The organism is Klebsiella michiganensis, assembly GCA_000963575.1.
Classification (GTDB): domain Bacteria; phylum Pseudomonadota; class Gammaproteobacteria; order Enterobacterales; family Enterobacteriaceae; genus Cedecea; species Cedecea michiganensis_A.
On sequence record CP011077.1, the window covers coordinates 4,785,765 to 4,798,605 of the forward strand.

The 12,841-nt window shown below is 56.2% G+C and carries 11 protein-coding genes; 2 read left to right on the forward strand and 9 right to left on the reverse strand.

Going from position 1 to position 12,841, the window contains the following annotated elements; translation table 11 throughout:
* Positions 1-419 precede the first annotated feature (419 nt).
* The 5 genes from livF to VW41_22285 all read right to left on the reverse strand — a co-directional run bounded on the left by livF (position 420) and on the right by VW41_22285 (position 5,271).
* Positions 420-1,121, reverse strand: a complete 702-nt coding sequence (gene livF, locus VW41_22265) for a leucine/isoleucine/valine transporter ATP-binding subunit (GenBank protein ID AJZ92051.1) — start codon at positions 1,119-1,121, stop codon at positions 420-422.
* A gap of 13 nt (positions 1,122-1,134) precedes the next feature.
* On the reverse strand, positions 1,135-1,902 hold the full coding sequence (gene livG / locus VW41_22270; GenBank protein AJZ91552.1) for a leucine/isoleucine/valine transporter ATP-binding subunit: 768 nt from the start codon (positions 1,900-1,902) through the stop codon (positions 1,135-1,137).
* On the reverse strand, positions 1,899-3,176 hold the full coding sequence (gene livM / locus VW41_22275; GenBank protein ID AJZ91553.1) for a leucine/isoleucine/valine transporter permease subunit: 1,278 nt from the start codon (positions 3,174-3,176) through the stop codon (positions 1,899-1,901). Before livM ends, livG begins: the two co-directional genes overlap by 4 nt.
* Positions 3,173-4,099, reverse strand: coding sequence for a branched-chain amino acid transporter permease subunit LivH (locus VW41_22280; protein AJZ91554.1), 927 nt, complete (start codon positions 4,097-4,099; stop codon positions 3,173-3,175). Before VW41_22280 ends, livM begins: the two co-directional genes overlap by 4 nt.
* A 62-nt stretch (positions 4,100-4,161) precedes the next feature.
* The gene (locus tag VW41_22285; protein ID AJZ91555.1) at positions 4,162-5,271 is read right to left on the reverse strand and encodes a leucine ABC transporter substrate-binding protein; all 1,110 of its coding nucleotides are present in this window, start codon (positions 5,269-5,271) and stop codon (positions 4,162-4,164) included.
* Positions 5,272-5,669: 398 nt separating this feature from the next.
* Here VW41_22285 and VW41_22290 point away from each other — a divergent pair, with 398 nt between their 5' ends.
* The gene (locus VW41_22290; protein ID AJZ92052.1) at positions 5,670-6,050 is read left to right on the forward strand and encodes a hypothetical protein; all 381 of its coding nucleotides are present in this window, start codon (positions 5,670-5,672) and stop codon (positions 6,048-6,050) included.
* Positions 6,051-6,128: 78 nt separating this feature from the next.
* Here the strand turns inward: VW41_22290 and VW41_22295 are convergent, their stop codons facing one another.
* From VW41_22295 to VW41_22305, 3 genes are all read right to left on the reverse strand, one after another.
* Entirely contained in the window at positions 6,129-7,226 is a 1,098-nt protein-coding gene (locus VW41_22295) for a leucine ABC transporter substrate-binding protein (GenBank protein ID AJZ91556.1), read from the reverse strand.
* 263 nt (positions 7,227-7,489) lie between these two features.
* On the reverse strand, positions 7,490-8,734 hold the full coding sequence (locus tag VW41_22300; protein AJZ91557.1) for an amino acid permease: 1,245 nt from the start codon (positions 8,732-8,734) through the stop codon (positions 7,490-7,492).
* A gap of 142 nt (positions 8,735-8,876) precedes the next feature.
* Positions 8,877-10,142 (reverse strand): 4-aminobutyrate aminotransferase, encoded by a 1,266-nt coding sequence (locus tag VW41_22305; protein AJZ91558.1) that lies wholly within the window; start codon positions 10,140-10,142, stop codon positions 8,877-8,879.
* Positions 10,143-10,260: 118 nt separating this feature from the next.
* Here VW41_22305 and VW41_22310 point away from each other — a divergent pair, with 118 nt between their 5' ends.
* Positions 10,261-11,751: a decarboxylase gene (locus tag VW41_22310; GenBank protein AJZ91559.1), complete on the forward strand. Its 1,491-nt coding sequence runs from the start codon at positions 10,261-10,263 to the stop codon at positions 11,749-11,751.
* A 201-nt stretch (positions 11,752-11,952) separates the two neighbouring features.
* Here VW41_22310 and VW41_22315 read toward each other — a convergent pair whose 3' ends face one another.
* Complete coding sequence (locus VW41_22315; GenBank protein AJZ91560.1) at positions 11,953-12,807, reverse strand: RNA polymerase factor sigma-32; 855 nt, start codon at positions 12,805-12,807, stop codon at positions 11,953-11,955.
* Positions 12,808-12,841 lie beyond the last annotated feature (34 nt).

The following is a 12,841-nucleotide window of genomic DNA, read 5'->3' on the forward strand; positions in this document are numbered from 1 at the left end:
TTTATGCTCGCGAGGTAACATGACACGCTCGAATGACAGAAAAATAACGGACGGATGACAGAATGGTTACAGCGAAGTGAATGAAATATTTCTTTATTAACCAGGGATATATTTTCCTTGCCCCCTTTGGGGAGAGGGTGCCAACAAAACTGTGTGGCCTGCTGCCCTTACCCCGGCCCTCTCCCACAGGGAGAGGGTGCCAACAAAACTGTGTGACCTGCTGCCCTCACCCCGGCCCTCTCCCACAGGGAGAGGGTGCCAACAAAACTGTGTGACCTGCTGCCCTCACCCCGGCCCTCTCCCACAGGGAGAGGGTGCCAACAAAACTGAGTGGCCTGCTGCCCTCACCCCGGCCCTCTCCCACAGGGAGAGGGTGCCAACAAAAAAAAACGGCAACCGAAGTTGCCGTTTTGCTTTTATTACCCGCCTAAGTAGGCACTCCGCACCGCTTCATTCGCCAGCAGCGCATCGCCGGTGTCTTCCAGCACGACGTGGCCGTTTTCCAGCACGTAGCCCCGATCGGCCAGTTTCAGCGCCTGGTTGGCGTTCTGCTCCACGAGGAAGATGGTCATCCCTTCGCTGCGGAGCTGTTCAATGGTGTCGAAGATTTGCTGGATGATGATCGGCGCCAGGCCCAGCGAGGGTTCATCTAACAGTAACAGACGCGGCTGGCTCATCAGCGCCCGGCCAATCGCCAGCATCTGCTGCTCGCCGCCGGACATGGTGCCCGCCCGCTGGATACGGCGCTCATGCAGGCGCGGGAACAGATCGTAGACGCGCTTGATGCGCGACTGGAACTGATCGCGCTCGGCAAAAAAGCCGCCCATCGCCAGGTTCTCTTCCACCGTCATGCGGGAGAAAACGCGGCGCCCTTCCGGCACAATCGCCACCGCCTCACGCATGATGCGTGCGGTATGCCAGTCTGTAATATCTTTGCCATCAAACACGATGCGGCCGCTGGTCGCTCGCGGGTCGCCGCAAAGCGTGCCAAGCAGCGTTGTTTTCCCCGCGCCGTTAGCGCCGATGAGCGTAACAATTTCGCCTTGTTTAATATGCAGACTGACGTCGTGCAGCGCCTGGATTTTGCCGTAGTGGGCGCTCACCTTGTCAAACGACAGCATTACATTTTCCATCTTAAGCCTCACCCAGATAGGCGCGAATGACGTCGGGGTTGTTGCGGATTTGCTCCGGCGTGCCGTTGGCTAACGGCGTTCCCTGATTCACCACGTAGATACGATCGGAAATGCCCATGACCAGCTTCATGTCATGCTCAATCAACAACACCGTGGTGTTGTGGTGATTACGCAGTTCCATAATCAGTTCATCCAGCTCATGGGTTTCTTTCGGGTTAAGGCCAGCGGCTGGCTCGTCCAGCATCAGGATCTCCGGCTGGGTTACCATGCAGCGAGCAATTTCAAGGCGACGCTGATCGCCATAGGCCAGGTTGCTTGCCTGGCGGTTAGCGTGCTCCAGCAGCCCGATACGTTCGAGCCAGGTTGCCGCTCTGTCCAGCGCTTCGCTCTGGGCACGACGGAAGCCAGGGGTTTTCAGCAATCCAGAGAAAATACCGGTTTTCAACTGCTGATGTTGCGCCACCAGCAGGTTCTCAATCACCGTCATTTCACGGAACAGACGCACATGCTGGAAGGTGCGCACCACGCCCATACGCGCAATCTGCTGGCCCGGTAAGCCTTCCAGATGCTGGTCGCGCAGCAAAATGGTGCCGCCGGTTGGCTTATAGAAGCCGGTCAGGCAGTTAAACACCGTGGTTTTACCGGCACCGTTCGGCCCGATAAGCGAAACAATTTCCTGTGGATGCAGCTCAAGCGAGACATTGTTGACGGCCAGCAGGCCGCCGAAACGCATCATCAGACCGCTTACGGATAACAATGGCTGACTCATGCCTGCTCCCCTTTCACTTGCTCTTTTTTCAGCTTCAGATGCGGACGCGTCATCGGCAGCAACCCTTGTGGACGCCAAATCATCATCAGCACCATCAGGCCACCGAGCACCAGCATGCTGTACTCGTTCAGGTCACGCATCAGCTCGCGGGAAACAACCAGCAGAATAGCGGCCAAAATAACCGCGAACTGCGAGCCCATCCCACCCAGGACCACAATCGCCAGCACAAACGCCGACTCGGCGAAGGTGAAGGATTCCGGGCTGACAAAGCCCTGGCGTGCGGCAAACAGCGTCCCGGCAAAGCCCGCAAAGGCGGCGCTGATGGTGAACGCTGTCAGCTTAATGCGGGTTGGGTTCAGGCCCAGCGAACGGCAGGCAATCTCATCTTCGCGCAGCGCTTCCCAGGCGCGACCCAGCGGCATACGCAGCAGGCGGTTAATCACGAACAGCGACAGCACAACCAGCAGCAGCGCCACCAGGTAAAGGAAAACAACCCTGTCGCTCGGGTCGTAGGCCACGTTGAAGAAGTTACTGAAAGTATCCCAGCCGCCTTCGCGGGCGGTACGGCTAAACTCCAGGCCAAAGAAGGTCGGTTTTGGGATCTGGCTGATGCCGTTCGGACCGCCGGTAATATCGGTATTGTTCAGCAGCAGAATACGGACGATTTCGCCGAAGCCCAGCGTCACAATCGCCAGGTAGTCACCGCGCAGGCGCAGCACCGGGAAGCCGAGCAGGAAGCCCGCCGCGGCAGCCACCAGACCCGCCAGCGGCAGACAGGTCCAGAAGCCCAGCCCGTAATAATGGTTCAGCAACGCAAAGGTATAAGCCCCGATAGCGTAAAAGCCGCCGTACCCCAGCACCAGCAGGCCGGAGAGCCCTACGACTACGTTCAGCCCCAGTCCGAGGATGATGTAAATCATGGTTAACGTAGCAATGTCTACGGTGCCGCGTGAAACCAGGAATGGCCACGCAACGGCCGCAATCAGCAGCGCCACCAGGAACAGCTTCTGCTTAACCGTAGAGCCATCCAGCGCCGGCAGCACAAACTTCGGCCCGGACACTTTCTTCATGCCCTTCTGGAACAGCGGGCGCAGTAACTGGAACACCAGCACCGCAGCGGTGCCGATGAAAACCCATTCCCAGCGCACGGAAGGCGCGCTGTTTACCACCAGTTTGGTGCCGTCCAGACTCAGCTGAACACCCATAAACACCGATGCTAAGACAAAGAACATGGCCGCGGAGAGCAGCGAAAAGACAATATGCATCGGTTTCATACTTTCTCAACCTCCGGACGACCCAGGATCCCGGTAGGCATCACCAGCAGCACCACAATCAGCAGCGCGAAGGAGACGACGTCTTTATATTCCGTGCTCAAATAAGCGGAAGTCAGCGCTTCGGCCACGCCGAGGATCAGGCCGCCAATCATTGCGCCCGGAATACTGCCTATGCCGCCAAGTACCGCGGCGGTAAAGGCTTTCATCCCCGCCATAAAGCCGATGTACGGGTTGATGACGCCGTAGAACTGGCCCAGCAACACGCCGGCTACCGCCGCCATCGCGGCACCAATCACAAAGGTCAGAGAGATGACGCGATCGGTGTTAATGCCAAGCAGGCTGGCCATTTTCAGGTCTTCAGCACAGGCGCGGCAGGCACGGCCCATGCGGGAATAGCGGATGAACAGCGTCAGCGCCAGCATAGCCAGGAAAGTCACAACCCAGATAACCAGCTGCATGGTGGTAATGGTGGCGGTGAAGTTATCACTCGCCCCCACAATCCACTGGCCGTTAAACAGGCTTGGCAGCGCGATATCGCGTGAACCTTCCGTCAGGCTGACGTAGTTTTGCAGGAAGATGGACATCCCGATGGCGGAAATCAGCGCGATCAGGCGCTTAGAATTACGCACCGGTTTGTAGGCGACGCGCTCAATACTCCAGCCGTAGGCGCTGGCGATGATAATGGCCCCGATAAAACCTGCGCCCACCAGCATCCAGCCCACATCGATACCGAGCATCATCAGTGCGGCGATGATCATGAAAGAGACGTAGCTGCCTATCATATACACTTCGCCGTGGGCGAAGTTGATCATGCCAATAATGCCGTACACCATCGTGTAACCGATGGCGATCAGCGCGTAGGTACTGCCCAGCGTGACGCCGTTAAACATCTGCTGCAGGAAGTAGAGAAACTGCTCGGACATAACTTAACCTTTTAAAAACCCCCAGCATAGGCTGGGGGTGGGATGACTGTGCAGCCTTCGCCTTACTTCGCCACGGAGGACGACCCATCGGCGTGCCACTGGAAGACACCGAATTCAAATCCTTTCAAATCGCCTTTCTCATCCCAGTTCAGCGGCCCAATAACGGTGCTCGCACCGTGTGCTTTTAAATCTTTCACCAGCGCAGCAGGATCTTTGCTGCCGGTGCGGTCCATGGCGGTTGCCAGAGACTGAACTGCCGCGTAGGTGATCCACACGTACGGGCCGCTCGGGTCTTTCTTCGCCGCTTTCAGTTCGTCAACGATAGCTTTGTTGGCAGGATCCTGGTCATAGCGCTTAGGCATGGTGACCAGCATCCCTTCGCCCGCAGGGCCCGCGATGTTAGACAGAGAAGCGTTACCCACGCCTTCCGGCCCCATAAACTGGGTTTTCAGGCCAACGGCACGCGCCTGGCGCAGGATCTGCCCCATTTCCGGGTAGTAACCGCCGTAGTAAACGAAGTCGATATTTTCTTTCTGCAGACGCGCCACCAGGGTGGAGAAATCTTTGTCGCCAGCGGTGATCCCATCGAAGAACACGATATTAGCGCCGCCTTTTTTCAGCCCGTCCTGGACGGAACGTGCCAGGCCTTCGCCGTACTGCTGTTTGTCATGGATGATAGCGATGCGCTGCGGCTTAACGTGCTCCAGAATATATTTAGACGCCGTTGGCCCCTGGGAGGAATCGAGGCCAGCGGTACGCATGATCATGCCGTAGCCGCGCTGGGTCAGCTCAGGGTTGGTCGCGCCCGGGGTGATCATCAGGATGCCTTCATCTTCATAGATGTCGGAAGCCGGCTGGGTGGAAGAAGAGCACAGGTGGCCAATAACGTACTTCACGCCGTCGTTGACGATTTTGTTGGCAACCGCCACGGCCTGTTTTGGATCGCAGGCGTCGTCGTATTCAACGCCAACCAGCTTGTCGCCTTTGATCCCGCCTTTGGCGTTGATGTCTTTGATAGCCTGGCGAGCGCCGTTAAATTCCATATCGCCCCACTGCGCGACCGGGCCTGACATTGCCCCGACAACAGCTACTTTAATATCACCCGCGGTTGCCGCGTGAGACACAGCCAACGCCACCAGCCCGGCAAGTAATGTCTTCGCGTTCATCTTCATTCGTTCCATCCCCATAAATTGGTTAAAAAGCACTCAGTACCTTTTATAATCAATGACCATTTTTATCAGTGCCTTTAAGGAGTTAGCGGTAAAATTTACAATTTACCAGATTAAACTCTCTATTTTTCAGGCGATTAAGTAGAGATAATATTCTGTATTTCGCCATAGTTAAACAAAAAAAAGCACCAGAATCAGCATAAAATAGCGGTACAAAGAGCCGAACAATTCACTGGATTTTAGTGCTTTATCCTGGTCATGTTTCAATCTACCGCTTTAAAGGCTGGCTTACCTTTGCGCTAAAAAGTAATCAACTGCTGAACGGCATAAAAAAGATAAAGCGTCTGGGGCAAATAAATTGGTTACACTCGGGGTTTTCCCGCTTTTTGGTTAGGTCACTTATGAAACTCACAATCATTCGTCTGTTTGAGTTTAGCGCTCAGGATAAAATTGACCTCGGCAAGATCTGGCCGGAATACTCCAGCGGTTCACTGACGCTTAGCGACAATGAAAGGATCTACGCCGCGAAATTTAACGATCGCCTGCTCGGCGCGGTGCGCGTAACGCTCACCGGGGATGCCGGGGCGCTGGATTCACTGAGGGTCCGCGAAATTACCCGCCGCAGGGGCGTGGGGCAGTATTTGCTGGAAGAGGTTATGCGGGATAACCCGGCGATCGCCCACTGGTGGCTGGCGGATGTTGGCGTGGAGGATCATGCCGTGATGACGGCGTTTATGCAGGCTTCCGGATTTCACGAGCAGAGCGGCGGCTGGGGGAAATAAACTGCCCTCACCCCGGCCCTCTCCCAAAAGGAGAGGGAGTAAACACTAAAACGGCAACCCAGGGTTGCCGTTTGCTGTTTATTTGGCGTCAGTGGCTGTGCCGTTGGCATGCCAGGTGAACACGCCGAACTCAAAGCCTTTCAGGTCACCTTTCTCATCCCAGGACAGCGGCCCCATCACGGTATCCACGGTCGCCCCTTTCAGGTATTTAGAGATTGCAGCCGGATCGGCACTCTGGTTCAGGCCAGCAGCCAGTGACTGCAGGGCGGCATAGGTCGTCCAGACGAATGCCCCGCTTGGATCCTGTTTCTTCGCTTTAATCGCGTCCACAATCGGTTTGTTGGCCGGAACCTGATCGTAGTTCTTCGGCTTAGTTACCAGCAGGCCTTCCGCAGAATCCCCGGCAATGTTAGACAGTGAGACGTTTGCTACGCCTTCAGGGCCCATGAACTGGGTTTTCAGGCCGGCGGCGCGGGACTGACGCAGGATCTGCCCCATTTCCGGGTGGTAGCCACCGTAGTAAACGAAGTCGATGTTTTCTTTCTTCAGGCGAGCAACCAACGTAGAGAAGTCTTTTTCACCGGCGGTGATCCCGTCGAAGAACACCACATTAGCGCCGCCTTTTTTCAGGCCGTCCTGCACGGAACGCGCCAGGCCTTCACCGTACTGCTGCTTATCGTGGATAACCGCAATGCGCTTAGGCTTCACGTGTTCCAGAATGTATTTCGCGGCGGTTGGGCCCTGATCGGAGTCCAGCCCGGTGGTGCGCAGAGTCAGCTTATAACCACGCGCGGTCAGCTCCGGAGCAGTAGCCGCCGGGGTGATCATCAGAATGCCTTCATCTTCGTAGATATCAGACGCTGGCTGAGTGGAAGAAGAGCACAGGTGACCGATAACGTACTTGATGCCGTCGTTCACCACTTTGTTGGCCACCGCGACCGCTTGTTTCGGGTCACAGGCATCGTCATATTTGGTGATAACCAGTTTGTCGCCTTTGATCCCGCCTTTGGCGTTAATGTCGGCCACCGCCTGCTCGGCACCGGTAAATTCCTGATCGCCGTACTGCGCGACCGGTCCAGACATGGCCCCTACTACCGCGACCTTAATATCTTTTGCCATCGCCGCGTGGCTCATTGCCAGTGCAATGCATCCTGCCAGTAAGGCTTTACCCGTCATTTTCATCCTGAGAGTCCCCATTGTTATGGTTATTGAATTTGTTGTGTTGTTGTTTGTTAGCGCATTATTCTGTTTGTAGGTATAAGAAAAGCATATGATAGCTAACTTAAGGGCGACGGCCGGCGCTACGGCAGCACACTATGCTAAACATAGCGCCATTTGCGATAATTTGGAAAGACATATTTGAAGGTTAGATAACGAGAATGTGACAAAAAAATAACCGCGCCGGAACGCCTCCTGGCGCGGGGGAGCAAGCCTCGGAATCACCAACCCGCCGGCAAATATCCCAGAGCGGAAGCAACCGCATAAACGGCACTGCAGAGGTAGAGCAACACGATGAAAATCTGGATCAGCGGATGGGTCATAAATGCCGGGCAGGTCCAGCCAGGCGTGACATCGCCGCTGCGGCGGGCACCTTTAATCATCAGGATCGGCATAATCGATAAAATCACGCCGCTGAACACGCCGGCAAAATAGAGCGCATTCACAAACGACACCAGCCCGCTGTAGGCCAGCACAAACGGGGGAATCGCCACCACCAGCAGCACCAGAAAACGCTTCACGGAAGGCTCGTCGCTGCCCAGGCGGAAGCGGTCAAAGATATTGGTCAGAAAACTGCCACCCAGTCCCCAGTACGAGGTCAACATGGCGCAAAGAGCAAACAGGTTAGCCGAGAAGAATGCCCACTCTCCCAGCGCTTTCCCCCAGGAAATGGTGGCCACCTCAGAGATATCGTCCAGCCCGTTAAGCATGATGACCGACATTGGCACCAGGGCAAGCAACGCAAAGGTCACAACCATGCCAACGATGATCGCTTTTGGCAGCTTTTCGGGCTTATCGGCAAAACCGCGAGCCATTTCCGGCACGATGTACTGCGCCGAGAAGCAGAACACCACCACGTTGAACACCGGCACCATATAAAGCCAGTTGCCTTCCAGCAGATAGCCCACGCTACTCGTCTCTTTCAGCAACGTCGCAATAACCAGCACCGCTATCATCACCACCATGCCAACGCTAATAAACTTTTCCCCGCGCCCGATCGCTTTCAGGCCCATGTACAGCACGCCCGCAGCCGGAATGAAAAACAGTACGCTGCCCAATGCCGGGGAGATACCAAACAAAGAGTGCAGCAGCTTACCGCTGCCGGTCATATAGGCGGTCAGTGCTCCTACGCTATTTACGCAAACGGAAAGGAACATCATCAGTGCGCCAAAGCGCCCGACGTAGCGCAGCGATAGCCCGCTGAGCTGCAAATGCTGGCGGGTACGCAAGGTAGATTCGGCGACGTAAAGCATCGTCACGGTGGTCAGGCTGCCCACCAGCACCAGCCAGAACAGCAGCGGCCAGAAGCCCGCCTTACTTGATGCATAGGCGATAGAGAGCACGCCCGCGCCAATGTTAGTGCCGACGATCATCGACACGCCTTCAACGAAACTCAGGGATTTACCGGGGACAGCTGTCCGCTCCCCGCGCGCGACGGCGGGAGAGAAGGTGGAGTTTTCAGACATAATATTTTCCGTATTACTCCGGCGGCAACGCCCGCCGGAAAACAGGGGATATCAGGGTGATAAACCACTTCACGCTGGGCAAAAAAGCGCTGCGGCCGCCTTGTGTTATGGCGGGCTTCCCTGCCGCCGCAAACGACGGGGATTAGCCCTTAAGCACCTGGGACAGAATAGCCAGCGCTTTGGTGAACTGAGCATCAGGAATGGTCAGCGGATAAAGGAAGCGGATAACGTTGCCGTAGACGCCGCAGCTCAGCAGCAACAGCCCTTGTTCCTGAGCTTTGAGCTGAACTTCGCGGGTAAATTCTGGCGAAGGTTTCCCGGTCTGCGGATCGTTAAATTCCACCGCCACCATCGAGCCTTGCCCACGCACATCAACAATCGCCGGGCAGCTTTGGCGCGCCTGATTCAGGACTTCTTTCAGGTGCTCACCAAGCTGGGTGGCACGCTTGCACAGCTGCTCTTCTTTGATCACATCCAGCACTGCGTGAGCCGCCGCAACCGCCAACGGGTTGCCCGCATAAGTACCGCCCAGGCCGCCAGGCGCAGGTGCATCCATGACTTCGGCACGCCCCACCACGCCGGACAGCGGGAAGCCACCGGCCAGGCTTTTCGCCATCGTCATCAGGTCGGCTTTAACGTCGTAATAGTCCATCGCAAACAGTTTGCCGGTACGCGCGAAGCCGGTCTGCACCTCATCGGCAATCAGCAGAATGCCGTGGGTGTCGCACAGCTTACGCAGCGCCTGCATAAATTCAGGTGGTGCCACGTTGAAACCGCCTTCACCCTGAATCGGCTCCAGTATGATGGCCGCCACCTGGTCCGCGGCGATATCGGCTTTAAAGATGCGGTCCAGGCTTTTCAGCGCATCCTCAGTCGTCACACCGTGCGCGGCATTCGGGTAAACCGCGTGGTAGACAGAGCCGGGGAACGGGCCAAAACCAATTTTGTACGGCGCGACCTTGCCGGTCAGCGCCATGGTCATAAAGGTACGACCGTGGAAACCGCCCCCGAAGGTGATCAGACCGGGGCGTTTGGTATAGGCACGCGCAATTTTCACGGCATTCTCAACCGCTTCTGCACCGGTAGTGAAGAATGCGGTTTTCGCCGGGCCATCAATCGGCGCCAGCGCGTTAATGCGCTCTGCCAGCGAAACATAGCTTTCATAAGGGACAATTTGATAGGCCGTGTGGGTAAAGGCCTGCAGCTGTTTTTCCACGGCAGCAATCACCTTCGGGTGACGATGGCCGGTATTCAGCACCGCGATCCCGGCGGCGAAGTCGATCACTTCATTGCCTTCCACATCCCACAGGGTGGCGTTCTCCGCCTTCTCTGCAAAGTAACTACACATCACGCCCACGCCGCGCGGCGTGGCCTGTAAACGACGCTGATTCAGCTCTGCACTTTTCACCTTGGTCTCTCCTGTTAGGTCAGTCACTTTATCGCAACAAATCAGAAACAATGTCGTTTATTTACACAGGTATTGGCCCTATAATCGAGTACCAATTCAGATTATCTGAGGGATCCAATTGCGAGCTTTAGTGGGTGACCTGATGCTGGTCAGGCTGCAGGAAGAGACCGACATTCTGCTGCATAAGCGCCTTTATAACGCGCTACGGCGCTCAATTCTGGATGGCTCATTGCCGCCCCACAGCCGGCTGCCGGCTTCCCGCGATCTAGCCAGCGAGCTCAGCATTTCTCGTAACACTGTATTAACAGTTTATGAGCAGCTTATGACCGAGGGCTACGTTTCATCCCGCCAGGGCAGCGGAACTTTTGTTGAAAAAACGCTGCCGGATCGCTTCACCTTCACGGGCAGCATTGGCGAAGGCGGCGCGGCCCCTGCCCCTGAAGTGGCGATTTCCCGCCGCGGCCAGCATCTCCTTTCGCAGGTGAGCGCCAGCCCGCGCCAATGGGGGGCTTTTATTCCCGGCGTGCCGGACGTAAACGCCTTCCCTCATCCGCTATTCAGCAAGATCCAGGCGCGTATCAGCCGCCGCCCTAAACCAGAGCGCCTGAGCTATAGCTGCAACGGCGGCACGCCTGAGCTACAACATGCCCTTGTCGACTATCTGCGTGTCTCGCGGGGAGTAAACTGCCAGGTCGACCAAATCCTGATCACCGAAGGGATCCATCAGGCTATCGATCTGGTCACTCGGATGCTGTGCGACAGAGGCGACCTGGCGTGGATCGAAGAGCCTTCTTACTGGGGTATTCGCCACGTACTGACGATGAATGACGTGCGGGTCACGCCGCTCACCGTAGACGCCAACGGCCTCTGCCCGCCGGAGAAAGTCACCGAAGCCCCGCGATTGATCTTTGTGACGCCGTCTCACCAGTACCCGCTGGGGGCGGTGATGAGTCTGGAGCGCCGCCAGCGTCTGCTGTCGCTTGCCCGTCAGCATGGCAGTTGGATTATTGAAGATGACTATGACAGTGAATTTCGCTTTTCCGGCCAGCCGATACCCGCTCTGCAGGGGCTGGTCGCCGAAGCACCGGTGGTTTACATCGGGACATTCAGTAAAACGCTTTATCCGGGGCTAAGGCTCGGCTATGTCGTGCTGCCTCGCCCGCTGGTAAATGACCTGAAAACGGCGCATGCAGAGCTGTACCGGGGCGGCCACTCCCTAATCCAGCAGGCGCTGGCGGAGTTTATTACCGCGGGGCATTACTCGGCCCATATACGCCGAATGCGCCTGCTCTACGGCCGGCGCCGTGCTTTCCTGACTGAGCTTATCTCCCGCCACTGCGGGCCACAGGCGCTGTCAGATTTCAGCGATAACGCCGGGCTGCATCTGATTTTGAACCTGCCGGATGGGGCCGATGACGTGGCGATTGCCCGGCGTGCCAACGCCCGCAATATTCTGGTTCGGCCATTGTCGCGCTATTACCTGACCGAACAGCGCAAGAAAGGATTATTAATGGGCTTTGCCAGTCTGCCGGAAAGCGAAATGGAAGCGGCGTTTGCCATACTGCTGGAGTGTATGCCGGAGCCTAAAAAGCAAAACGCCCCAGCATAAAGTGGGGCGTTAACGTTTCTGACAAAGAAGGAAAAGCGTGGTTTTCCCTCTTTGTGTTAAGCAGCCGAAAATCAATAAATTGATTTTCCTGGTTTATTTTCAAGTGCCTACAGGTATGTCTGCTAATACCCTGGCTGATTATCCGTCTGAGCGCCCCAGCATAAAGTGGGGCGTTCTTCGTGCGGCGTACGTATCGGCGCGTTAAGCTTCGATAGCGGCGCGCAGTTTTTTCATCGCGTTCTTTTCAAGCTGACGAACGCGCTCGGCGGAAACGCCATAGCGGTCGGCAAGCTCCTGCAGCGTGCTCTTGTTGTCTTCATCTAACCAGCGCGCGCGAATAATCTGCTGGCTGCGCTCATCCAGGCCCTGCATCGCATCGCTCAGTTTGTCTGCGGCGTGAGATTCCCAGTTATCGTCCTCAATGCCGTCGGCAAAGTTGGAGGACTTATCCTGCAGGAAGAGCACCGGCGCCATTGGCTGGCCATCGGCGTCGTCATCACTCGACATGTCGAAGGTCATATCCTGCGCCGCCATGCGTGATTCCATCTCAAGCACGTCTTTGCTGGACACGCCAAGCTCGTTGGCCACCATTTCGACCTCGTCCTGGTTAAACCAGCCCAAACGCTGCTTGGTTTTACGCAGGTTAAAGAACAGCTTACGCTGTGCTTTCGTGGTGGCGACTTTCACAATACGCCAGTTACGCAGCACGTATTCATGAATTTCAGCCTTGATCCAGTGCACCGCAAAGGAGACCAGACGAACACCCACTTCCGGGTTAAAACGGCGTACTGCTTTCATCAGGCCGATGTTGCCTTCCTGGATAAGGTCTGCCTGCGGCAGGCCGTAGCCGGAATAGTTACGCGCAACATGAACAACAAAGCGCAGGTGAGACAGGATCAGCTTTTTCGCTGCTTCCAGATCGCCCTGGTAATGCAGCTTTTCAGCCAGCTCCTTCTCTTCCTCAGCCGTTAACATCGGCCAGGCGTTCGCAGCCCGGATATACGACTCCAGGTTACCAACAGGGGCTAAAGCTAAATTTTGCATTTCTTTGGTCATTCAAACCCTCTCTTAGAGACTACGTACGGTTTGC

What these genes read in the sequence shown, in the direction of transcription:
- VW41_22290 (AJZ92052.1), top strand. Translation starts at nt 5,670, where the DNA reads ATGAAACTCACAATCATTCGTCTGTTTGAGTTTAGCGCTCAGGATAAA.
- VW41_22285 (AJZ91555.1), bottom strand. Translation starts at nt 5,271, where the DNA reads ATGAAGATGAACGCGAAGACATTACTTGCCGGGCTGGTGGCGTTGGCT.
- VW41_22295 (AJZ91556.1), bottom strand. Translation starts at nt 7,226, where the DNA reads ATGACGGGTAAAGCCTTACTGGCAGGATGCATTGCACTGGCAATGAGC.
- livF (AJZ92051.1), bottom strand. Translation starts at nt 1,121, where the DNA reads ATGCTGTCGTTTGACAAGGTGAGCGCCCACTACGGCAAAATCCAGGCG.
- VW41_22300 (AJZ91557.1), bottom strand. Translation starts at nt 8,734, where the DNA reads ATGTCTGAAAACTCCACCTTCTCTCCCGCCGTCGCGCGCGGGGAGCGG.
- VW41_22280 (AJZ91554.1), bottom strand. Translation starts at nt 4,099, where the DNA reads ATGTCCGAGCAGTTTCTCTACTTCCTGCAGCAGATGTTTAACGGCGTC.
- livG (AJZ91552.1), bottom strand. Translation starts at nt 1,902, where the DNA reads ATGAGTCAGCCATTGTTATCCGTAAGCGGTCTGATGATGCGTTTCGGC.
- livM (AJZ91553.1), bottom strand. Translation starts at nt 3,176, where the DNA reads ATGAAACCGATGCATATTGTCTTTTCGCTGCTCTCCGCGGCCATGTTC.
- VW41_22315 (AJZ91560.1), bottom strand. Translation starts at nt 12,807, where the DNA reads ATGACCAAAGAAATGCAAAATTTAGCTTTAGCCCCTGTTGGTAACCTG.